26 protein-coding genes are annotated in these 23,973 nt (G+C 31.0%); 3 read left to right on the top strand and 23 right to left on the bottom strand.

The features are described 5' to 3' along the window. Window positions 1-23 precede the first annotated feature (23 nt). A complete protein-coding gene (locus CCE28_RS07175) occupies window positions 24-632 on the bottom strand; it encodes a TetR/AcrR family transcriptional regulator (protein WP_095132423.1) in 609 nt (202 codons plus the stop codon). Between the two features lie 242 nt (window positions 633-874). On the opposite strand from CCE28_RS07175, the gene CCE28_RS07180 reads away from it, so the two are divergent. Continuing rightward, complete coding sequence (locus CCE28_RS07180) at window positions 875-1,267, top strand: pyridoxamine 5'-phosphate oxidase family protein (RefSeq protein WP_176461708.1); 393 nt, start codon at window positions 875-877, stop codon at window positions 1,265-1,267. Between the two features lie 388 nt (window positions 1,268-1,655). Here CCE28_RS07180 and CCE28_RS07185 read toward each other — a convergent pair whose 3' ends face one another. From CCE28_RS07185 to CCE28_RS07245, 13 genes are all read right to left on the bottom strand, one after another. Beyond that, on the bottom strand, window positions 1,656-2,063 hold the full coding sequence (locus CCE28_RS07185; protein ID WP_095132427.1) for a hypothetical protein: 408 nt from the start codon (window positions 2,061-2,063) through the stop codon (window positions 1,656-1,658). Window positions 2,064-2,157: 94 nt separating this feature from the next. Then, on the bottom strand, window positions 2,158-3,063 hold the full coding sequence (locus CCE28_RS07190; protein ID WP_095132429.1) for a helix-turn-helix transcriptional regulator: 906 nt from the start codon (window positions 3,061-3,063) through the stop codon (window positions 2,158-2,160). 351 nt (window positions 3,064-3,414) lie between these two features. Then, on the bottom strand, window positions 3,415-5,217 hold the full coding sequence (locus CCE28_RS07195; protein WP_095132431.1) for a MutS family DNA mismatch repair protein: 1,803 nt from the start codon (window positions 5,215-5,217) through the stop codon (window positions 3,415-3,417). Between the two features lie 256 nt (window positions 5,218-5,473). Continuing rightward, entirely contained in the window at window positions 5,474-5,860 is a 387-nt protein-coding gene (locus tag CCE28_RS07200; RefSeq protein WP_095132433.1) for a MerR family transcriptional regulator, read from the bottom strand. A gap of 197 nt (window positions 5,861-6,057) precedes the next feature. Next, window positions 6,058-6,636, bottom strand: a complete 579-nt coding sequence (locus tag CCE28_RS07205) for an NAD(P)H-dependent oxidoreductase (RefSeq protein ID WP_095132435.1) — start codon at window positions 6,634-6,636, stop codon at window positions 6,058-6,060. A 37-nt stretch (window positions 6,637-6,673) separates the two neighbouring features. Beyond that, on the bottom strand, window positions 6,674-7,225 hold the full coding sequence (locus CCE28_RS07210) for a flavodoxin family protein (RefSeq protein WP_095132437.1): 552 nt from the start codon (window positions 7,223-7,225) through the stop codon (window positions 6,674-6,676). A gap of 645 nt (window positions 7,226-7,870) precedes the next feature. After that, complete coding sequence (locus tag CCE28_RS22450; protein ID WP_207652866.1) at window positions 7,871-8,521, bottom strand: hypothetical protein; 651 nt, start codon at window positions 8,519-8,521, stop codon at window positions 7,871-7,873. Between the two features lie 422 nt (window positions 8,522-8,943). Continuing rightward, window positions 8,944-9,246: a DUF1330 domain-containing protein gene (locus CCE28_RS07220; protein ID WP_095132439.1), complete on the bottom strand. Its 303-nt coding sequence runs from the start codon at window positions 9,244-9,246 to the stop codon at window positions 8,944-8,946. Between the two features lie 133 nt (window positions 9,247-9,379). Further along, complete coding sequence (locus CCE28_RS07225; protein ID WP_095132441.1) at window positions 9,380-10,453, bottom strand: NADH:flavin oxidoreductase; 1,074 nt, start codon at window positions 10,451-10,453, stop codon at window positions 9,380-9,382. 161 nt (window positions 10,454-10,614) lie between these two features. Next, window positions 10,615-11,046, bottom strand: a complete 432-nt coding sequence (locus CCE28_RS07230; RefSeq protein ID WP_095132443.1) for a MarR family winged helix-turn-helix transcriptional regulator — start codon at window positions 11,044-11,046, stop codon at window positions 10,615-10,617. 495 nt (window positions 11,047-11,541) lie between these two features. Beyond that, complete coding sequence (locus CCE28_RS07235) at window positions 11,542-12,378, bottom strand: SDR family NAD(P)-dependent oxidoreductase (protein ID WP_176461709.1); 837 nt, start codon at window positions 12,376-12,378, stop codon at window positions 11,542-11,544. 104 nt (window positions 12,379-12,482) lie between these two features. Continuing rightward, complete coding sequence (locus tag CCE28_RS07240; RefSeq protein ID WP_176461710.1) at window positions 12,483-12,971, bottom strand: TetR/AcrR family transcriptional regulator; 489 nt, start codon at window positions 12,969-12,971, stop codon at window positions 12,483-12,485. Window positions 12,972-13,186: 215 nt separating this feature from the next. Continuing rightward, window positions 13,187-14,077, bottom strand: coding sequence for a LysR family transcriptional regulator (locus CCE28_RS07245; RefSeq protein ID WP_095132449.1), 891 nt, complete (start codon window positions 14,075-14,077; stop codon window positions 13,187-13,189). Between the two features lie 147 nt (window positions 14,078-14,224). Between CCE28_RS07245 and CCE28_RS07250 the strand changes: the two genes are divergently transcribed. Further along, window positions 14,225-14,815, top strand: a complete 591-nt coding sequence (locus CCE28_RS07250) for a DJ-1/PfpI family protein (protein ID WP_095132451.1) — start codon at window positions 14,225-14,227, stop codon at window positions 14,813-14,815. 201 nt (window positions 14,816-15,016) lie between these two features. Here the strand turns inward: CCE28_RS07250 and CCE28_RS07255 are convergent, their stop codons facing one another. Continuing rightward, window positions 15,017-15,718 carry a type 1 glutamine amidotransferase domain-containing protein gene (locus CCE28_RS07255; protein ID WP_095132453.1) on the bottom strand — a complete coding sequence of 234 codons (702 nt, stop codon included), beginning with the start codon at window positions 15,716-15,718 and terminating at the stop codon, window positions 15,017-15,019. Window positions 15,719-15,779: 61 nt separating this feature from the next. Then, window positions 15,780-16,997: an aldo/keto reductase gene (locus CCE28_RS07260; RefSeq protein ID WP_095132455.1), complete on the bottom strand. Its 1,218-nt coding sequence runs from the start codon at window positions 16,995-16,997 to the stop codon at window positions 15,780-15,782. 193 nt (window positions 16,998-17,190) lie between these two features. Here CCE28_RS07260 and CCE28_RS07265 point away from each other — a divergent pair, with 193 nt between their 5' ends. Further along, the gene (locus CCE28_RS07265; protein WP_095132457.1) at window positions 17,191-17,826 is read left to right on the top strand and encodes a TetR/AcrR family transcriptional regulator; all 636 of its coding nucleotides are present in this window, start codon (window positions 17,191-17,193) and stop codon (window positions 17,824-17,826) included. 368 nt (window positions 17,827-18,194) lie between these two features. Here CCE28_RS07265 and rlmH read toward each other — a convergent pair whose 3' ends face one another. The 7 genes from rlmH to CCE28_RS07300 all read right to left on the bottom strand — a co-directional run bounded on the left by rlmH (window position 18,195) and on the right by CCE28_RS07300 (window position 23,833). Further along, entirely contained in the window at window positions 18,195-18,674 is a 480-nt protein-coding gene (gene rlmH, locus CCE28_RS07270; protein ID WP_095132461.1) for a 23S rRNA (pseudouridine(1915)-N(3))-methyltransferase RlmH, read from the bottom strand. 176 nt (window positions 18,675-18,850) lie between these two features. Next, the gene (locus tag CCE28_RS07275) at window positions 18,851-19,261 is read right to left on the bottom strand and encodes a hemerythrin domain-containing protein (protein WP_095132463.1); all 411 of its coding nucleotides are present in this window, start codon (window positions 19,259-19,261) and stop codon (window positions 18,851-18,853) included. A gap of 208 nt (window positions 19,262-19,469) precedes the next feature. Continuing rightward, a complete protein-coding gene (locus CCE28_RS07280; protein ID WP_095132464.1) occupies window positions 19,470-19,637 on the bottom strand; it encodes a CxxH/CxxC protein in 168 nt (55 codons plus the stop codon). 34 nt (window positions 19,638-19,671) lie between these two features. Further along, complete coding sequence (gene htrA / locus CCE28_RS07285) at window positions 19,672-20,868, bottom strand: serine protease HtrA (RefSeq protein ID WP_242972926.1); 1,197 nt, start codon at window positions 20,866-20,868, stop codon at window positions 19,672-19,674. Between the two features lie 15 nt (window positions 20,869-20,883). Beyond that, window positions 20,884-21,696, bottom strand: a complete 813-nt coding sequence (locus CCE28_RS07290; RefSeq protein ID WP_095132466.1) for an MBL fold metallo-hydrolase — start codon at window positions 21,694-21,696, stop codon at window positions 20,884-20,886. Window positions 21,697-21,814: 118 nt separating this feature from the next. Next, the gene (locus CCE28_RS07295) at window positions 21,815-23,071 is read right to left on the bottom strand and encodes a UDP-N-acetylglucosamine 1-carboxyvinyltransferase (RefSeq protein WP_095132468.1); all 1,257 of its coding nucleotides are present in this window, start codon (window positions 23,069-23,071) and stop codon (window positions 21,815-21,817) included. Between the two features lie 114 nt (window positions 23,072-23,185). After that, a complete protein-coding gene (locus CCE28_RS07300; RefSeq protein ID WP_095132472.1) occupies window positions 23,186-23,833 on the bottom strand; it encodes a hypothetical protein in 648 nt (215 codons plus the stop codon). Between the last annotated feature and the right edge of the window lie 140 nt (window positions 23,834-23,973).

The following is a 23,973-nucleotide window of genomic DNA, read 5'->3' on the forward strand; positions in this document are numbered from 1 at the left end:
TATATACAAAGTACTTTTAAGTTCTAGGAGTTTTTTAGTAACTCTATCATATCTTTTGAGTACATATTAATTAATAATCTTGATACTTCTTCCATGGAATACTTATCCTTATTATTAATCCAAAAGCGAATGACTCCTATAAGCCCTGCTGCCATATATTCAACATAGATTATTCTATGATCTATATTTCTCTCCCCAACTTTGAATGTAGAAGGTTTATCTAGCCCCTCACTTATATGATTCTTTATCACATTTGTGAATTTTATTGATAAGTAGGGTATACTCTCATCTCCTAAAATCACCTTATAAAAATCAATATCTTCTTCAATAGTTTCAAAAACTTTCTTAATTATTTCATAGAAATCATCATACCCTAAGTCATCAATTGTATGAATATTACTGTTAGAATTCATACTCTCTTTCAATTTATTCAAACATTCAGATGTAAGTTGGTCAAGCAAATCATCTTTATCTAAATAATGTAAGTAGAAAGTATTCCTATTAATCATTGCTTCTTCTGCTATATCTTGAATGGTAATTTTATTATAGTTCTTCGCCTTAAGCAAGTCTAAAAATGCTCTTTTTATAGATTTTTTCGTCCGAATTATCCTTAAATCTGTCTTTTTACCCATCGTTTCCTCCTATTTAATAGTCATTAATTATCGTTATGTCTATTATTTATCATCATAACTTTTATTAACCATTGTATCGTATGTTTATACTCTATACAATAGTTAATATAATTACTCTTTAAATTTAAAGAGGTTTTAAAAATGACAATAGCAGTTTTCGGTGTCAGTGGCGCAATTGGTAAGTTACTCGTAAAAAATATAATTAAACAAGAATATCAAACCGAAAAAAGGAGATGAATCTTATGAGTAAAGAATTAAATTTTATTAAAGAAAATCCTATGGGTTTTTTGGCAACAACAGATGAGAGTGGAAAGCCTAGAGTAAGAGGCTGGGGGATTATGATTGATGAGGAAAATAGAATAGTTTTCGGCACATCAAACAAGAAAAAAGTTTTCAGACAGCTAAAAGCTAATCCTCATGCAGAGTGGATAGCTATGGCTAAAGATTACTCAACACTGAGAGTAAGCGGTGATGTAGTTTTTGAAGAAGATATGCAAACTAAATTAAATATTATTGAAAAAACTCCAGTGATAAAAAAACTTTATACTGGAAGAGAAGACGAATTAGAAATCTTTTATCTTGAAAATATTGAATACGATTGGTTTGAAATGAAGATGGAATTCCAAAAGAAATAGGAGATTAAAATATATTTGAATATTAATTATTAAGCACCAAAATATTAATCCTTTATATGAATTTGTAAAGGATTTTCTTCTTGCATGAATATAGTAGAGTTCTAAATTCTTCGATTGAATATTAAAGGAATTTGTCAATAGAAAAAGATTTCTTATAGTTCTAACTAACATATAAACAAAAATGACCATACTAGATACTATTTAGTATGATCATTTTTTAATTGATGATGAGTAGTCCCATTGAATCCTCTAAAACTGCCATTACTTATGATATGGCTCACCGGACATGTTTTAATTGCCGTTTTTAGTATTCAAAAGCATTTAGTAGGAGTACTTAATCTAACCCATTTGCAACAACTTAACAGCTATTTAATTATCATTCAGTATCTTAATTATTCGAGCTAAGTGGTAATACTAATTCTGCATATATATTACCTTGTTCATCATATTTATAATATTCTATACCACCGGGTATAGCATTCTTTACTTCATAATGATCTTTAGTCCAAAAACTAAAAACTTTATTAACCAACATACTACTATCTTCTGCTTTTATTGTTCTTGTAGTAAAATATTCGTACTCTACAACCATGCTGTGAAAGCTACTAATATTTATATCAGATGGTACATTTTCTTTAGGAACTCCTATAAAATATTCAACACCTTTACCATCTGGAATGTATATACAAGCGTATTCAGATATGCCTGCTAAAGGGCTAGAATGGAACTTATCCCAAGAATCATTTAACGTACTTAACTCATTACTACCTTTATATCCTACAAATGTTCTTTTCATTTATGTTCTCCTTTGTGATCCTATGTTTTATTAACTTATAATTAAAAATTTCAATCTCGTTCTCTAATATATTTTTTTACTTCATTTAAAAAAATCAATTATAATGCTCCATTAACAAATTGACTTTGTTTCGTATAGCCTCTTTTAAGCTCTCAGGTTCCAAGATTTTTATGTTTGTTCCATAAGATAAAATATAGCTATAAAACCAGTCATTCAACACGGCCTTATATTTTATACAATAGTCGCCATCTTCATTGACTGTTATACTTTCTTTTTCAAACTCTTGATAAACTCTATCTTTCATTTTTTTATCAATCAATAATTTTATCTCGGACTTCCCCTTATTAACAGTAAAAGGTAGCTTAGTTTTAGGTGCTTTATATAACGTTTTGACAAAACTTTCATTAATTATGCTTACATTGTTTATTCTAAGAATATTAAATATTCTATAATCATTCTTTAATTCACAAAAGGCACTTAAATACCATTCTTTTTGCTTAAATAAAAGTTTTAACGGTAATATGATTCTTTCACTTTTATTATTTGAAATATCACAGTAAGATATCTTTAACTTTTGTCCATTAAGCAGTGATTTTTTAATATCCTTGAATATTTGTTGTAAATTCCCGTGACTATCCCAATATGCAAAGTCAATTTCTATTAAACTATCATACGATTTATTAAACACATTTTTTAGTTTTGTTAATGTAATATCTATATCAACATAGTTTAGATCTTTTAAGGCTTGTAACCCCATTATCAAACTATTTTGTTCTTCTTGAGTTACTAATGATTTGTCTATTTTGTAATCCTCTAAAATACTTATGCCTCCATTTTTACCCTTTGTTGTGATAATTGGTATTTGTGCTATGGTTAAAGTATCCATATCTCTATAGATTGTTTTAGTTGAAACATGAAAAATATCTGCCAGTTCTTTTGCAGTACATGTTTTTTTATGCATTAAAATATCTACTATTCTAAGCAACCTTTCTATTTGCATATTTATCACTCCACAATATCATGTTTATTCAAAAGTCATTTTAATTACAAATATACAAATTCATTTGCGCAAAAATAACTTAAGAGTAAAACATAATAAATAATCATTCCTCTAAATTTCTATAAAGTATAATTAGATTTTTCATAATTGTATCATGGCTAATAGGACAACAGTATGTCTCATTTTAAAATATTTATGACTATCTACGAGTAACAGAATTAAGAAAACACTTATGAATAAACTAGGTTGAGCTTAATCCTGTTCTTTGTATTGAATTAAGCGCACTTACTTATGATATGGTTCACCGTATGGTTATAACTGCGTTTTTTATATGACAAAAGAATCTCTTCCTTAATCTATCCCTTCTTCTATTCCTATTATCTTCATAAGATGTAGCGCATTTCTTGTGGTAGAAATACCTGCCCTTAGTTTGTAATCAAAACAAATTTGACCATCTTTATAATATTCTTGAAAATGGTAATTTTTAATTGTATTTTCTTTTTCCAGCATACCTAGCTCAAGATCATGGGTTGATACAAGACCTATAGCTCCATTGTGCTGTAATTTTTTAATTAGCTTTTTTGCTCCTATATGTCGATCATAGGAGTTTGTCCCTTTAAATATTTCATCAAGTAAGAAAAATACTTGTGTATTTTCCTTACTTGCCTTTACAATTTTTTTGATCCTCAATAGTTCTCCATAGAAAGAGGATATGCCTTTCTCAAGATTATCATTTATTCTCATGCACGTATGTATGCTGAAAATTGAACATATCATGTCACTTGCACATACCGGTGCCCCTACATAGGCAAGGACCAAATTGATTCCTATGGTCCTCAGAAAAGTGCTCTTCCCAGACATATTAGATCCAGTTATTAATAATATTCTAAAAGGATCTTGTATATTTGCATCATTACGAACCTGTCTATTGGTAAGCAAAGGATGTCCTATTTTCTTGGCTTGAAGCATTGAAGATTCCTCTGTAATTTCAGGAATTGTCCAGTTTGGATAATCATATGCTATGGTCCCTAAACTGGATAAGGCTTCAATTTCACCTATTTTTTGTAGCCATTCTTCAAGTATTAATCCATATTCACTTTTCCAGCGTTCTAATTCAATTAAGCATTGATAATCCCAGAGAGAAATCACATTGATTGGAAAAAAGAAAATGTTGTTTCGGTTTTCAATCCTATCAACTAAGGCTTCTAGTCTTTTTAGTTGTTCCATTGCTGATATGCCTTTATTATTGCCTAAACTGTTACTTAATTCCCTAAGATATTCAGACTGAAAACTGACTTTTTCAAAGTGCCTTAATATCCTCCTGTATACGATAATACTTTTTTTATACTTATACACCAAAGCAAAATTTTTATTCCGCTTTTTTATATTGATTAAGAGTAGCATCATCTGAAATATTATAAACAATATTGGAATACCTTTTATGGTTCTATTGCCTGCAAAGGCTAGCAGAAAAGTACTGACTGTAACAATAGGTAATACTCGAAAGACTACAATCATCCAAGAATTCGTATATAATGACTGTCTAGTTTTAGCCCAGTTTATTAAAACTTCAATATTTCTATTTTTTTCTGTAATCATCCTTCCTTCTGCCTGAAGTCTATGTCTCCACCATCTCTTAGTAGCTAATTCACTAATTGCTTCCTGTCTTTTAAGAATTGTCACTTTATCGCCATATGGATGAGTCAAAATATGTGCAAGCCTAGTTTTTCCCATATGAGTATTCCCTGAATTGATCCATTGGAAGAGGGATCCTTGTCCTAAAATATCAAGATCATAAGAAAAATTATGATTTTCATCTTGAAAATCGTCTCCATTATCCTTAAACTCCGTCCATCTACCATCCAGCCTCATGATGGAATCAACATTTATTTTTTTAAGTATAGATACATATTTATGTGTTTTCTTAAATCTTCTATGCCTGCTAACGAGGTAAATAAACAACATAATCCAAAGCAAAGATATTCCCCAAGAAATCAGATGTCTTTCCATACTACTTGCAAAGCTTATGGTCATAATTATAGGTACTACCACCAAGAGTCTTAGACCACTAATATAAGTTATGTTTTTTGATAACTTGTCTAATAACCGATCGTAATATCTGACTCTTTTTTCATATATCTTCCTTGAATTCATAAATTTCTAGCTCCTTTAACCTTTAAAATATGAATATGAATTTGTTTTCTAAACTAGTTATTATTTCTTTCTATAGCATTCAAGCTAGAGTGTCATTCTTGCTTGCGTTCAGAGAAAATTGCCTTTGTTTATAATACGGTTCACTGTACATGGTTCAACGACGATTTCTTATTATATAACTTATTCAATCTAGTTACCTGTATTCAAATTTATTGTCCATCTTTTCTAATAAAAACACTTCTAATTTTTCATTTAACTATTTCATAAAAAAATCCATTATTTCACAATCCATTGAGTCACAATTTTCAATAACTTCATTTAGTTGCTTTTTTAAAAAAACTAATTCCTTAATTTTACCATCAATTGTATCAATTTTTTTATTAACTACAGTTTTAAGCTCTTGACTATTATCATCACGTAAAGATAGTAAATTTATAATTTCACTAATCTCTTTTAGCGTAAATCCATTATTCTTACATAATATTATGAACTGAATGATATCAATATATTTTTCTGAATAGACTCTATATTCATTTTCCTGTCTTTCAGGCTTTGGGATTAATCTTATTTTTTCATAATACCTTATAGTATCAATTTTTATATTTAGAACATTTGCTAGTTCACCAATTTTGTAAGATTTCATATTTGCCTCCCTGCTATTTGCTTAAGATTATTTCTAGATGTTTATATCTTTCTTCTTTAATTTTATCATATGAAATAGATTTACTAGCACAAAGGTTAATGGGTGCATTAGTCGGAATACTAAAATATAGTTTGTTGAGGATAAAAGCATCGTATACGTAAGTATCTACATATGCGATGCTTTTTAGTATTGCTATATCATTTAGAAAAATAAGCTGCTACTTTATTTAAAAAACTCTTTCTTGTTTTGTCTGTACCGCTGGTTGTATAAGAATTATTTAACCACTTAACATTTTTAAGTCCAATGCTCTTTAATGTACCTTGTATAAAGGAACGTTTTATTGGATTTCCTACCAAGTATTTTAGATACCAAGTGGGTGCCTCTGAAGTTGTTGTAACTGTAGTAACTTTAATATTAGTTAACAAACCCTTCAGTCCATATTTCCCCTCAATATAAGCATAGTTCTTAAGCATTACTTTCTCAATAAACCCCTTTAGAATAGCAGGTATATCAAACCACCATATAGGAAAAATAAAAACTAACTCGTGAGTATCTTTTAACATTGACTGATATTTTTTAACCAACTCATCTTTAGACTCTCCTTTCGAATAAAAGGCAAGTTCTGACTCTCTAAGAACGGGGGCAAAATTATCCTTATTTAGATCAATAATCTGATATTCCTTTTTCCTGTTTTTTAACTGCTTTACCGCTATATCCATTATAGCTTTGTTAAAGCTTCCATGCCACGGATGAGCAAGAATAATGGTTGTTTTCATGCTCTTTCACTCTCCTTATTTAATTTGTTAAATTTCATTATATTTTTTTGCCCAACTCATATACTTCACTTAATGATTTTTTATCTTGAGTAACGAAATTAGGATTCATTCCTGTACTTACTCCATACTTTTGTATAAAATCCGTTCTTGTGAATGCTGTCATTTGCTTTATAATATTTATTAAATTTATAGCTCCAGATGATATTTCATCTTTATCGCCATAAGTTGTTAATAATACAAATTTTTTATTTTTCCAGCTTCCATGACTAGCAGCATATAGCCTATCCATAAAAACTTTTAATTCAGATGTCATACTAAAAAAATATATTGGTGTAGAAAGAACAACGATATCAGATTGTTCAAATTTTTTATATAACTCATCCATATCATCTTTTATAACACAATTATCAATTTTCCCACTTTGGCAAATATTACAACCTCTGCACCCTTCAATATTCTTTTCTTGAAGAAAAACTGTTATGATTTCTATATCACTATGATTTTCCTCCACTCCTTTTAAATACTGTTCTAACAAAGCTCCTGTATTTCCCTTTCTTCGTGGACTACCTAAAACTGCAAATATTTTCATACTGAATCCTCCTAAATATAATTCTTGTTAACTTAAGTACAGTATAAACCCTGGAGTATACTCCAGGGTTAATAGACTTTTAAAGAATAAATCTATTTTAGAATTCTAAATTCCTACTAAGTTTTGTTCCATGAGTTAACCCATTCTTTACTTGTAGCTAATTTTTCCTCAGAGAAAACTTATACTATATTAATTAGATATCTTTATGGCCTCTATCAAATTTAATACTAAAAAAAGTTAATATAAAAGAAGGAGGCCCACATCATCCGAGGATTCTCCTTCTTTAACATTTATAAAATATTATATAGTTTGAAAAGTTATAAATTCTATCAATATCAATGCTTTTAGAAAAAGCCTATGCTACTTATGGTACGGTTCATCCTACTGTATGCAACGGCGGTTTTTACAAAAAAGATACATGCGCCCATAATTTGTATGAGAAGTGTTTTTAAATTCTACCAACTTTTTATTTTAATACTAATGTACCACATAACTGTATATATTTATATATGTACATACATAAAGACCTGCCGTAGAAGTAGGTCTTTTATATAAGAAACAGTTCTTTGATTATTTTAACAATATTTTATATGAGTCAATCCTTGTTCATAGGATATGGTTCCGAATCAATAATGCACCTAATAATTAGTGCCTAAACCAATTACTTATAAGAATTGCCCATTTATTTCCCTGAACAACATAAGGTTGTAAACAATGGATTAATTTATCATCACAACTCTTTGAAAAATATCCATTTTCACCATAGCAAATGTCATGAGCTTTACAGCATGCATCAACAGGGCTTATTGGAGCTCCTGGTCCACTACACCCCGGTCCACACCAATTACCATAAAGACAAGGAATCCCCTTTTTCCTTATTTTTTCTTTTCCACAATGATATTTTTCTGAATCTTCAAGTTTTTTTAAGTCTTGTTTAAAGTCATCATCATAGTCCTTTGAAACAATTTGTTTAATGTGATTATTTGATATCTTATATCCTTTCATTATTTCTTTTCCATTTTTATCTTCTATAATACTTCCGAAAATATTACAATACTGTTTACTTTTAATAAATACTACTTTTGCCTTATTATAATTTAAACCTACTACTATAAATAATAACTCTACATCTTTTATTTTAATCTTTTCTGCCTTTATTACAGTATATTCTTTTGACTTGATTTTTTTTTGTCTCATAAGTCCATTTACAAATATTCGAATGCCTTTATTGTACTCCATGCATTTCATTAAATATAGTAATTCATATTCTTCTATTTTTACTGCGGAACTTGTCATTATTAATCCACTCCTCCATTTAGTAGATACGTCTATCCTCTGTACTTTTTAAGCTTGTCTATATGATAATTATATGCTTAAAAATTGTAAAATGATTTTATTTGCACTAATATATTTATGATATAATCATTAAATGAAAATATCTTAACAAAAAAACTATGAACATAAAAATCCATAGTTACCACACTATTAATATACTTTTAGAATTCCTACATTATAAAAACATAGAGTTTTTTACAACATTACTTTGGTTGTTCTCTCATAATCCACTACATACACTTCATCCGATTATTGCATTGTTTTTTCATTAATCATGTGTATTCTATAATCATACAATTATCGTTCATAACTTACTACACATTAAAGAGAGACACCTCCAACTATAAGAGGTGTCTCACACATATTCAGGTTTATTATTACATTTAACCTTTATGAAGTTGATTTTCTGCAATAATACTATCTGCGCTAAAATATTTCTTTCCATTTTCTGTTACTCTTTGATGCTCAGCGGAATAGTAATAAGCTTCAGCTTGTTCCATACTTGGAAATTCTAAAATAACAAACTTACCCTCTGGGAGAGATCCTTGTATATGTTTTACCTTCTCAGATACTGCTAGTGCTTTACCTCCATACTTTACAATAAGAGGGTGCGCAATAGAAAGATACTCACGGTTATAAGCTTCTAAATCATGAACCCTAACAAATGCAACCATTAATGCTGACATAATTTTCCTCCTTTTATCTTTTATTTAAATATCTTCATTTAAAGATATCATATACTAACTTGATATTTCGTCAAGTACCTTGAAATGGATAAGGTCCTTAGAATTCTAAAAACCTGCCCCATTATAAAAGCTATTATTTACTAAAAATACATCTGATTCCATCAGGTTGACCACACTGATAGCATGATGTACATCTTGATTTTGCACCTTCTTTCCATCGCTTAACCAAATCAGGTTCGGAAATGAATGGTCTGCTGAAAGAAACAGCCTCAATGTGCTCATAATTTATAAGCTCTTGAGCAACTTTTTCTGTACGAATACCGCCAGTCGCTATAAGATGAACTTGAACTTCCTTTGCAATTTCAATGGTCTGCTCTTTAAAATAGGCTTCCCTTCCATCAAAGTTAGGTGTTGGCCTCCTTGATCCTCCTACTTCACCTACACTCCCGCCACTGACTTCAATGGCGTCATATCCTGTAGCTGCCAGCACTTTCGCAATTTCTTTGCCATCTGTGAATTCCAGCCCCTTCACATCATCGTTCATAAAATCATCGATGGATAATTTGATGAATACTGGGAAATCTCTACCACATTCCTTTGCAATAGCCTCTCTGATCTCGACCAGTATTCTTGATCGATTCTCAATGGACCCACCGTATTCATCCGATCTTCTGTTATAATATGGTGATAAAAATTTATTTAGTAAAAATCCAAATGCGCCTTGGATCTGAGCACCATCAAAGCCTGCTACTTTACTACGTAGAGCGGCATCGCTAAACTGTTTTATAACGTTGATAATATCCTCTTTGGACATTGCTTTAGGCATAATTTTTGAAAATCGATCTTGAATCGCAGATGGACCTATGGGTTCGTAGTCGATTTCCCAAAGCACTGTTGACCCGCCATGTACAAGTTGAGAAATCACCTTCCCACCTGCTTCATGAACTGCATTAGTTAGTTTCTTCAAAGATTCAATATAGGAATCATCGTAGATGCTCAGTGAATTAGCAAGTGCTTTTTCTTTCGTTACTTCCACTCCACTTGTTATGATTAACCCCACTTCTCCTTGTGCCAATTCCTTGTACATTTTAATAAGCTCTGGAGTAACTACTCCATCAGAAGACATACCCTCATGGGTTGCAGAACGTACAAAACGATTTCTCACTTCAATTCCACCTAGAAGAGTCTTTTCATATAATGACTTCATTTAAAAACCTCCTTACTTCTTATGATTTCTTTCATAATATATCTATAACCATATTGTATTAGTATAACTTTGCTACCTATGTGTTTTTATTTAAAAAATCCTAAATACGGCCTTTATTGCATCTTATAAATCTTGAGTTCAAGATATTGTTTTAAAAAAATTTATCTATTTTTTTCTACAGAAATTATAAGTTTTTTTATAGTTTCAGTAATTTCATCAAGTTCATCTCCTGAAAACGAGCCTAAAACTTTGCTTATATAAGGTAAATGTTCTCTATTGACCCTCCTTAACATATCATAACCATCATCAGTTAATTTTAAGAAGAACTTCCTCTTATCATCATTATCCTGAATCTTCATAACCAATCCCTTATCAATTATTCTGTTGGTAGCATAGGTTATTGTTCCACTGGTTATTAATAGATAATCCCCAAGTTTCTGCATCGGAATAGGTCCTGTACCTTCCAAAACAGCTAAAATTAGATAATCTGTAGTCGAAATGCCTAATTCTTTAAGATTTTTTGTTAAAGCGTCATCAAGAGTTTTGTAAAGTTTTCTTAAAGCTGTCATAAGTTTGATTTCTTTTTCGTACACTATTACCTCCTGAATATCTTGACTTAAAGATATATTACACTATATTAAAATTATTGTCAACTATCTTGAGTTAAAGATATTTTGTCTAGTAAGATTGAACACCCAAAATATAGTAAATTAGCCAATGAGAGTTTTAAAATTCTCGTTGGCTAATGGCTTTTTCATCTATTTGATTATTGAAACAAACTTATTTCCTATACAGTTCAACCACAGGTTCAACATGTGCAGTATATGGTAACATATCTCGAAAAACCGTCATTATTTATGGTAAGGTTCACAGTCTCGGTATAACTGCATTTTTTTGTGAGATTTATTTGAAGTATTGATGGTAGCTTAAACTACATCTTAGACAATGTGCCTTTTCCCTTTTCCCTAATATCAATTCAACTTTTCCACTCTGGCCTTTCGTTTTCTATTCAAATCTAACCCTCACAAAAAACTCAACCTCAGATTTCAGTCGAGTTTTTCATCTTTAATCACAATAGAAATTTATGCCTAACTAGTTGTAAATTGTAACCCCGTAACTTCTTTAGAAAATGTTAATACTTCCTTGAAGGCTTCTTCACCATAAACAACTTCTTTTTTTGGCTGTTTTTCATTTTTCTTATTATAAAACTTCCCAGAAACATCTTTACTTTGTGTTTCCATTATGTGCTCTTTTATGAGTCTTCCAGCTTCTTCTGGCTCAATCATACCCATTATTTTTGAAAGAAATCTTACAATAATATTTTGGTTTTTAACTGTATTGGTATTGACTATTCCTGGCTCAACAAACTCGTATGGAACATCAGTCAGACCATTTTTATTTGCATGATAAGTTAATAGATTATTTGCCATAAATCCCATAGCTGTAGATTTTAAAGGTTTATAGTTTGGCGTTCTTAAATTAGTATATTGAATTTCTGAAATCATTGTTGCGCCACCTATATGAACAACTCTTGGATTATTACTTTTCTTCAATAATTCATCCAGTTTAACACTAAACATGTATCTAGATAGGTAACCGATTATAAATGCTAAATCTATTCCATCCTTACCTGTCTTAACTTTTTTAAACATTGCATTTGCATTTAAAACTAACAAATCTAAATGCTCATGATTTCTAATATACTCATCTAAGAAATTGTTATTGTTTTCCAAAGTAGAAAGATCTACAATATACAATTCATGTTCACCCTTGGGATGAATTTTATTTAAAGACTTTATAACTTCCTTACCTTTATCTTTATTGGTTCCTAATACATGTATACTATATCCTTCTTCAGCTAAAGAAAGGGCAAGGGCTCTACCAATACCATCTGTTGATCCTGTAATCAAAGCAATTTTTTTCATAATTATAATCTCCTTATAATAGTTAGCTATCTTCATTCTTTATAAGGGAATTGTATATTATAAGATTATCTCACTCAATATACAGTGTTCTAAATGTGTATATATTAAGTATTCAATTGTTTTATAAACGAATTGAATTCATATATTAATGCCGTTCTAGACATAATACCCAATTCATATTGGGTAAAGAGAGATATAAGTAAATTTAGAATCAATCTCTCTTCTATAGGTTTATTATTGATTGTATTATAAAGCTTCTTTAAACCATACTTAGATGCGACCATTTTTAAATAATAAGCCTCGAACTCTAAAAAAGTCTCCATATCAAACTGACTATCCCTGATACCACTGACAATATTATTATCATTAAAAACTCTACTACATTCTGAGGATTGATTATTATAAATATAGTTATATATATCATCTAAGGAGTCAAAGTAAGAATAAAATGTAATCCGTGGTATACCTGCTAGTTCACATATTCTAACTACTGTGGCTTTTTCAAATCCTTTTGAATTAAATTCTTCCTTTGCACTCTCTATTATTCTGTTTTTCTTTTCATCTGTTAATCTCAAAAAAACGTCACTAGGCATATCTTTTACCTCACTTAATGTAAAGTTCATTTTGGTTGGTTTAAATATATTTTATCATTGAAGCCATCCAATATGATAAAACTTATTTAGACTATATTTGGATGGCAAAGATGAGCACTCAGAAGCCTCGTCAAAACCGCCTTTACTTATGATGCGTTGCAGCGTTTCTCTATAACTGCGGTTTTTTCTTATACTAGATATACATGTGTTGTAGGTTAAAAATTTGATAATGATTCTAAACAATATTTCATAAACTCTTTTAATAATGGTGATAGCCACTTATTTTTATGGGAAGCCAATTGAGTTAAGAATTTAATTTCCTTATCTTCACTTCCTATTATTTTTACTTTTTTATCTTTAATTAAATCGTTTACACACATTACAGGTAATAAGCTAATTCCAAGTTCACTTGCTACACATTGTTTTATGGCTTCAATAGTTGAAAATTCTAATTTACTTCTTGGAGTTATACTTTTGTTATATAAATAGTTTTCAAAAAAACGCCTTAGGGCACATTCTTTTTCTGTGAAAATAATACATTCCTTATTTATTTCATCTTTATTATCTACACTTATTTTGTCCACATTATTTCCTAAACCACTTATAAAAACAAGGAGTTCTTCATTAACTTTATTTACTACTAAATCCTTATTATCTATGGCTGGTTCCAGGGTTATTGTTAAATCAACTTGTCCACTATATAGCTTTTCTCTAAGTTTTGAACAATTATCACTTATTAGTGTAATATTAGCATTTGGATAGTTTTCTCTAAATCTAGATAACACAGGCTGTAATCTATATACTATTATTGATTCAGAGGCTCCTATGGAAATATGTCCATTTAAATTTTCTTTATCTGCTGAAATATTTTTGATTTTTTCATGCGTATCCAATAGTTCAACCACATACCCATATAATTCTTTTCCTACACTAGTTACACTAATCTTTTTTCCTAATCGGTCAAATAAAGGTATTCCTATTTCTCTTTCAAGTAATTGTATGTGCTCAGTAACAGTAGACTGTCCATAATTTAGTTCTTTAGCTGTTTTAGAAAAGCTTTTAAGCTCAACTACTTTTTTAAAAGTTTTTAATTGACGAATTTCCATTTCCATATTCCCCTTTCACGATCTATTATCGTTAATTCAGAATATATATATCATTTATTTCGATTTTACCGAACCATCTAGTGCTGCTATAATTTTATTACGAAGTATAGAACTTGTAAACACTTTACATTTGAAAGGGGAATTATTATGAAGAAAGTTTGTCTATTACTTGCTAATGGATTCGAAGCTGTTGAAGCAAGTGTTTTTACTGATGTGATAGGTTGGAATAATTTTGAAGGAGATGGTACTACAGAATTAATTACTGTTGGAACAAGGGATGTGCTTAAATGTACATGGAACTTTACTGTTACTCCTGAGCTTCATATAAAGGACTTAAATGTAGATGATTTCCATGCTTTAGCAATTCCTGGTGGTTTTGAAGAAGCTGGTTTCTATGTAGATGCATATAGTGAAGATTTTTTGCGTGTTATCAGGGAGTTTGACAGACAAGGAAAGATTATTGCTTCCATTTGTGTTGGATCACTTCCTATTGGTAAAAGTGGTGTTTTAAATGGACGAAAGGGAACGACCTATAGTCTTAATGATGGAAAAAGACAAAATGAGTTAGCTCAATTTGGTGTAAATGTTGTATCTGATAAGCCAATAGTTATTGATAAAAATATCATAACTTCATACAATCCTGCCACAGCCTTTGATGTAGCCTTCACTCTTTTAGAATCACTTACATCCAAAGAAAATACAGATAATGTAAAAAGGTTAATGGGCTTTATAAAATAGATAATAATACTTACATCAAAAATATCAATCCCTGTTCAGGATAGTTCTTTATTTAAATACAGTTATGATAAATATTGATTTTTTTATAAATGAACTTCCTGAACATATTGATATAACTTTATTTTATAGAAAACCGCTGTTACTTATGGTATGGTTCACCGTAACGGGTGAAAGTGCGTTTTTTTTCACTTTAAGTGTATATTATACAGTCTTCATCAATACCTCTAAGGTCTTCTGAGCCGTTTCAGTTGCAGAATTTGGGTTTTGACCTGTAATAAGTTTTCCATCAACAACTGTGTGTTTGCCAAGAGGTAAACAGGACTTACTATAGACCATGCCTCTTTCTTTCAAAGTCTTCTCAAGATTATATGGAACATATTTTTTCACACCAGCAATACCTTCATCGAAGTATGTGAAGCATGTGCCTTTTTTTCCTTTAAGCAAGTATTCTCCATTGCTCAATTTAACATTTTGCAAGGCTGCAACACCATGACAAACTGCGGATACGATTTTTCCAGCTTCGAACATTTCTTTAGTTAATGTGTGTAGATCATCATCATTTGCAAAATCCCACATGGCACCATGCCCGCCAGCAAAGTAAAGAACATCGTAGTCTTCCCAGTTTATATCTGATAGCGATTTAGTATTTTCTAAAAGAGACATGAATTTTGAATCTTCATATCGCTTCTTTGTCTTTGCATCTAATCCAAATCGACTTAAGCTTCTTGAATCTATCGGAATTTTTCCTCCTTTCGGACTGATAATATCCATATCGATTCCTCTCTCATCAAATACATCATAGAAATGAGTTAGTTCAGATAACCAAAGTCCAGTAGGATCTACATTGGGTTTCTCAAAATCTGAATGATTTGTCACTAGAATAAGTACTCTGCTTTTTTTCATTTCAATATCTCCTTTTAATTGTTTAATTTAAAGTATTTTGAATTTATCCTGAAGAAACGACTTACGCTTCTTGCCTTTTTCTGCTTCTGCCACCCATAAAAAACATGATGACTTTCATTGCCCTTCTTAAGAACCAGTTATCCAACTCCTTATGGGCAACTTTTAGTTCTTTTCTTATTTCAATTTCCTGAGGACAATGCTTTTCACATTTCCCACAGTCGGTACATAGGTCTGCACCGGATTTCTTAATCCCCATCATCCCGACTACTTTACCAATGTATTGAAATTGCGATTGTCTATCTCCAAAGAAATACTTGTTGTTATAATCCGTAAATGTCCCTGGAATATCTACATTAAAAGGGCAAGGCATGCAGTAATTGCAGCCGGTACAAGGGACTTTCATCAGTTCTCTATAAATTTCTTTGACATCATCTACAATCCCAATTTCCTCTTTGGACATACTGTTTGGCTCAGTCAATCTGGCTACTTCAATGTTTTCAGCAATATGTTCATCGACGTTCATCCCACTCAGTACTACACCGACTTCTGGATGATTCCAGATCCAGCGTAGCGCCCAAAAGGCTGGTGATCTTTTTTCACTATATTCATTAAACTTCTCTTTGACCTTCGCTGGAGCCTTTGCAGCTAGATTACCACCTCGTAACGGTTCCATGATCACAACGCCAATGCCGAGTTCACTGGCCCTTTTTAATCCTGCAAGACCTGCTTGATTGTATTCATCTAAATAATTGAACTGAATCTGGCAGAATTCCCAGTCGTAATCTTCTAGAATCTTAATGAATTCTTCAGGTCTACCATGGAAAGAGAAGCCAATATGCCTTATCTCACCCTTCGCCTTCTTCTCTTCGATAAATTCAAGTATTCCAAGCTTCTTTAATTTCTCCCAAGTTTGCATACTGTCTAGCATATGCATCAGATAATAATCGATATAGTTTGTATCGAGTCTCTCGAGTTGTGTTTCAAAATACTTCTTGATCTGTTCTGATCTATTGACCAGGAAAGCTGGCAGCTTATCGGCAATGTAGACCTGGTCCCTTATATTGTGCTTTTTTATGAACTTCCCCAGCATCACTTCACTTCTGCCGCCATGATAAGGATAGGCGGTGTCGTAGTAATTTACACCATTCTTAAAGGCGTATAGCATCTGTTTGTCAGCTTTATCCTCATGGATTCTACCGTTTTTCGTTGGGAAACGCATGCAGCCATAACCTAGAACAGATAAATCCTCTCCATTTTTCACTAACCTTCTATATTGCATCTCATACTCCCCCTTTATTTAATAGATTATTCAGTATTGAACTTATAACATCGTAACCTTGCTGAATAATATCAATTACAATTTTAACTGACACTGTGTCTGTAAAATGATTATACATTTTTCCTGACACCGTGTCAACTATTAATTGAAACTAATATGAACTTGTGCTAACATTATCTTCAGGGGTGATTAAATGGAATTTAAGCGAGCAAGAACAAATGCACAAATCGAAGAACGACGAAAAGAGATTCTCATTGCCTGTGCTGAGATATTTGATAAAGGGGATATTGATGATGTTCACTTTAAAGCGATTGGAGAAAAGACGTCTTTCGCAAGGTCAACAATTTATAAATACTACACTACAAAAGAGGAGATACTACTCGATCTGCTTTTGATAGATGTAATGGCTTGGATAGAAGATGTAATCGAATTTACAGAGAAATACGAAGTATTGACGAAGGAAGAGTTCTGTCGTCAATTTACTAAATCCTATGTCAAGAACGAGCGCTTGTTGAGACTTATGTCAATATTGTATTCCGTTCTTGAGAAGAACTGCAGTTTAGAAAAGTTGACTGAATTCAAGAGAAATCTAATGGGCTTTATGGCTCCTTTATATCAAAGCATTCAAAAGTTCTTTCCGACTTCTAGCGATGAAGCAATACAGACTTTTATATCCACTACATCAAGCTATATTCTCGGTCTTTATCCTTCGACACATATCTCAGAGAAGCAAAAAGAAGCAATAAAACAATCAGGCTTCGAATACGAGATCATGGATTTTGAGGAGATGTGCTATAAAGGATTTTTGCTATTATCTTCTGTACTGTAATATAGTCTATAATTATTTACATTTAAGTGCGCTGAACAAGTTGCTGAGATAATTGCAAAGCTTTCTGGACTATAGTCTTAAAAGTAAAATACTAACGCTAAAAAGCCAACTCTACTGAGTCGGCTTCCTTTTGTTATAGATTATTTTACTCGTTCTAGTTGTACGACTATCTGCACATTTAATGTATTTGCAGACATTGACTTCCTATTCTATCTCGATAGTTTTATATCCGATTCATCCCAAGTAATCAAAAATATACTATACGCTAAACTTGTGTAGATTTCTATGTTCCAAACAGCTAACCAGAATCCCACGACAATTATTGTGCATGAGTGAAATATCTCGAACTCTTAATCAAAATACTTCAGTTATTTATGATACGGTTCACCGTTATTAATTCTATATCCCCTATAAACTTGCTCAAGTAACATAACCCTAAATAATTGATGAGGGAAAGTCATCTTTGAGAAACATAATTTATAATTGGCTCTCTTTAAAACTTCCTTAGCTATGCCTAAAGAACCTCCAATAATAAAAGTCACATCACTCTTACCTTGAACACTTAAGTCTTTTAACTTTTTAGCAAACTGTTCTGAAGTTAAATGATCTCCTTTTAAATCAAGGGCTATCACATAGGATCTGTCCTTAATCTTTTTTAAGATAAGCTCCCCCTCTTTTTCTTTAATAAGTTCTTCTTCCTTTTCCGAAGCATTATCTGGTGTCTTTTCATCGGGAACTTCGATTATATTTAATTTGCAATATCTACTTAATCTCTTTGAATATTCATCTATTGCTGCCTTTAAAAACTTTTCTTTTATCTTTCCAACTGAAATCACTGTTATGTTCATCTATATTTCTCCTTTGCTAGTTCATACTATTATTCTCTTTTAAGATAATCTAAATTAAAAGTAATTTTTCTATAGTATTTTATCATATTATCTTAAATAATTAGTGTCTCATAAAAAAATACTCTTGTTTAAATTCTAAACAAGAGTACTTTTATTTTAATATATCCTAAATTAACTTATTTTAATAAGGGAAATAAATTTAAATCTTCTTTTTTTATTCTATTTTCTAAGATATTTAAGATTTTTCTAGTGTCTTCCCTAAAACTAATGATATTATCATTAATTTTATTTTTAGTATTATACTTCATCTTGAAATCAGTGAAAGTGCTATACACGTCTTTCATTTCATCATTATATACTTCAGCAGTCTTTCTTATTTTGTCATTATCATCTTGTAGAAGTCTTGGATATAAATGTTTATCTTCACTACTTAAATGAACCTTTAATTTTCCTGCTAAAGTATTTATTAATTTAGCAATTTCAAAACTATTATCTTCTAAATTCTTATTACTTATTATATTTTTTAACGTATTAATATTATTTTTTATTTCTACATGTTGTCTAACAAGATTATCTATATTACTCATTTTAATTGCACCCTTTCATGGCTTTATCCTTTACATGTTAAATAATACCATCACGAAAGGTTTTTATCCGTAACTGTTGTTACTAATTCAATCCTTTATAATTATTTTTTCCCATATTGTTAAATAGTTTTAGAGTTTAAGATTATGAACCCTTAACTAATTATACACATTAAAATGGGTAACAGACATACTGTTACCCATTAGAAATCTAAACTACTAAATATTTTGGTGGTTCAATACAAAAATCACAATTATGTGGACTGCTCCAGTCTGTAAATGAAACTTGATCCAGTCTATAAATATCTGGACATTGTTCATATACTTCCACAAAGTCATCAATGGCTCTAGGTAAATGTTCTTCGCATACTACATACATGTTCTTCACTCCAAAAGCATTTTTTTCTTTAGCATTATTTGTTCGGTGTAGCTTTTAAAACTACATCTAAAGTAATTTGTTTGTTATTTCTTAATATTCTTAAGTTTATTTTATCATTTGGTCTGTATTTGTAAAGTACCCTTACTAATTGCCTCATGGATTCTATATCCGTATCATTGATCTTAGTTATAATATCCCCTTCCTCAAGACCTGCTATTGCAACAGGAGAATTAGGAAATATTTGATATACTACTACCCCTTTATCTACAGGTAACTTTTCTGCATACAAACTAGTGAATTTAGCCACATCTATACCTCTTAATCCTAAGTATACATTTTTAAATTCACCCTTTTCAATGAACTCATCTACTATGGGTTTAGCTATGTTTATAGGTACAGCAAATCCCAAACCTTCTCCAGATTGGATTTTTGCCGTATTTATTCCTATTACTTCACCTTTGCTGTTTAATAGTGGACCTCCACTATTTCCTGGATTTATGGAAGCATCCGTTTGAATGAGACCTTCTATACTATTTAATTCATCTATTGGAATACTCCTATTTAAACCACTTATAATTCCAGCAGTTACAGTTCTTTCGAAAGCTAGTCCAAGGGGATTTCCTATGGCTATGGCTACTTCTCCTACTTCAATTTTATCAGAATTTCCTAGATCTGCCACTGGTAAATTTGTTTTATTTACTTTTACTACTGCCAAATCTAATACTAAGTCATTCCATAATACCTCTGCATTTTTAGTAGAACCATCATAAAATAGTACATTTACTTCTTCTGTTTTACCATCATTTACTACATGTGAATTTGTGAGTATATATCCTCTTGAATCTATTATTACACCTGTTCCTACACCCTGACCTTTCCTAACACCAAAGAAAAAGTCCTTTTCTATGGTTATTGTGGTTATGCCAACTACTGATGGCATGGCCTTTTTAGCCACAGCTGATACTACTCCTAATTCTTCTCCTTTAGTGACAATCTCTACATTTGGAGACGGATTATTTGCCATATAATTTGACATGACATAGTTTGGCATTATAAATGCAACTACTGTGCCTCCTATTATGGCTGATATTAAAACTATTACTGCAATATATCCAATAGACCAGCTTTTTTCTTTGTCTTCTTTTCTTTCTTGTATAGGATCAATTCTAATTTCTTCATCTATTCTTCTATTCTCTTCATTATTATTTAAATTTTCATCGTGAAAAGACAAATCATAATCACTCTCCTATAGGTTTTTCTTCACCTCGTATACTTTACTGCTACGGTCTCGGTAAGTTAAATCTATAGTTATATCTTTCCCTATTTTTATTTTTTTATCTTCTAATATATTTTTTACTGTTTGATAGGCTAATTCTGGAAAATTATTTTCTTTGCTTAAATGTCCAAGTAAAACATGCCCTATATATCCATTAGATTCTAGTATTTCAGCTATAGTTTCTCCAGCCACCTCATTGGAAATATGGCCCTGATCTCCCATAACTCTTTTCTTTAAAAACCATGGATAACTTCCCATCTTTAACATTTCCACATCGTGGTTAGACTCTAAAAGTAATAAATCACTATTCTTTATTTCGTTTTTTATGTTGTCACAAACATGCCCTAAATCTGTAGCTATGGTTATCTTTGTGTCATTTCTGAAAAAGGAATAGCCTACAGGATCTGCCGCATCATGTGATACCTGATATGGTCTTATTTTTACATCGTTTATTAGGAAATCTTCACCCGTATTAAATACTTTTATATTTTCTTCATCTACTTTCCCTATTTTACCCATTATTTCATTCCAGGTTTTTTCATTTGCGTATATAGGTATATTATATCTTCTAGATAAAATTCCTATACCTTTAGTATGGTCACTATGTTCATGAGTTACAAGTATAGCTTGTACTCTCTCAATTTCTTTTCCTATGGATTCCATACATTCTTTTATTTTTTTTCCTGATAACCCTGCATCTACTAATATATGTGTATCTTCACTGGCAATATATTGGCAATTGCCACTACTTCCACTAGCTAATGAACAAAAAGTGAATCCCATATGGTGCCTCCTATTCTATAATACTATCTATATATATAAGTTAAAAATAGACGGTTAGCTATAGGATAACCAACCGTCTTCTTTCATCACATGTTTTTAAGGTATTTTTAAAACATACCTAAATAGCTCTTTTAACTTTAGCTCCTAAGCTAAGAAGTTTCTCTTCTATACATTCATATCCTCTATCTATATAGTGAAGATTTGATATTTCTGTAGTTCCGTCAGCCATAAGGCCAGCTATAATAAGGGCAGCTCCAGCTCTTAAATCTGTAGCCATAACTTTCGCCGAGGACAATTTTTCTACACCTTGAATTACTGCTAATCTTCCCTCAACTTTAGCCTTAGCTCCCATTCTCTTTAACTCATCTATGTGCTTAAATCTACCTTCATATATGGTCTCTGTTACAATACTCGTACCAGTGGCCTTTGTCAGTAATGCTGACATGGGCTGTTGAAGATCCGTTGGAAATCCTGGATATACAAGTGTCTTAATGTTAGCCTTCTTTAACTTATTTTCTGCCACAACTCTTAAGGATTCTCCATACTCATGAACTTGTATGCCCATCTCCTTAAGCTTCGCCGTAACTGGCTCTAAGTGCTTAGGTATAACATTGTCTACTATTACATCTCCACCAGTAGCTGCTGCCATAATCATATATGTACCAGCTTCTATTTGATCTGGAATAACACTATAAGTGCTGCCTTTCATTTTATCTACACCATTTATTTTAATAATATCTGTTCCTGCACCTCTAACATCGGCTCCCATAGAGTTTAAAAAGTTTGCCACATCAACTACATGAGGTTCCTTTGCCGCATTTTCTATAATAGTTTTTCCCTTTGCTCTACAAGCTGCAAGCATAATATTAATAGTAGCCCCTACACTTACTACATCTAAGTATATTTCAGCTCCTATAAGTTCTTCTGCCTCTGCTTCTATAAAGCCATGAGATATGTTTACCGTTGCTCCTAATGCTTCAAATCCCTTTATATGTTGGTCAATAGGTCTACTTCCAATCTCACATCCACCTGGTAATGCCACTTTGGCCTTCTTAAACCTTCCAAGACCAGCTCCTAATAAATAGTATGAAGCTCTTAACTTCTTAGCTATTTCATAAGGTGCATAACATTCTTCTAATTTGGTGCTATCTATTTTCATTTCCTTATTTTCTTTATCGTAAGCTACACTTGCTCCTATGTCATTTAAAATTTGTCCTAATATATTAACATCCTCTATTGTAGGAAGATTGTCCACAATACAAACATCTCCAGCTAATATAGCCGCAGGTATTATGGCAACTGCAGCATTTTTGAATCCTCCTATATTAACTTTTCCAGTTAATCTATATCCACCTTCTACAAGTAATTTCCCCATCCATTTCAATCCTTTCAAGTAATAAAAGCAATTTATCTTTTAAGGCTACATATCATTATATCATTTATGCACTAATTTGATAAGTAATTAACTCATGGTAAATTTATAAATAATCTACTTTAATGCCCATTTATACAGGTAAAATTTCTTAAAGTGATCAAATATTTCTTGTATCCTATCATATTTTTCATATTCAGTTCCTAAATTATTGATATAGCTCTCTATTTCACTTATGGTCCTTACTTCATATTCATTCATGTTTAATCCTGTAAATAAAATTTTTCTAATATAATCTTGTATTTTTCCTATTACATCCTTAAACTCCACATTCTCATCTATAAATATGAATTCGTTTATACTTAGTTTTTCATTTTTCACTAGCACTTGTGACTTTAATATTAAAGAATTTCTAATTAACTCATTTAGTCTATCATATTTACTTATTTTATCTAAATATTCTAGTATCATATGCATCCTAGTGCCTAGTCTTAAATATTTATTAGAAAAATACTCTTCCAATCTATATCCTTCTTTAAATTCTGTTACCATTACTATTTGGTCTTCTTCTTTATTAGAGTATAGAATATTATCTAATATCTCCTTCATATCTAAGTTCTCTAGTAATTTTACACATGATTCATCCCTAATGTAATTTATAAGTACTAAATATTGTGAATTATTTTTGTGACATCCTATAAATACATCCTGCATTTCATTTTTATGAAACATTTTTAATATATTATATTTTTCACCAACCCACATGTATCCACACACGTCTCCTTCTATCTCACATCCCCAAACTCGCTACATATATTTTATCATAATACTTCTTAATATTTTTTAGATTCTTAACAAAATTCTATTTTTTTCTACAAAAAAAATGCATACGTTGTTATGTGACC

This window comes from Anaeromicrobium sediminis (assembly GCF_002270055.1).
Lineage (GTDB): Bacteria > Bacillota > Clostridia > Peptostreptococcales > Thermotaleaceae > Anaeromicrobium > Anaeromicrobium sediminis.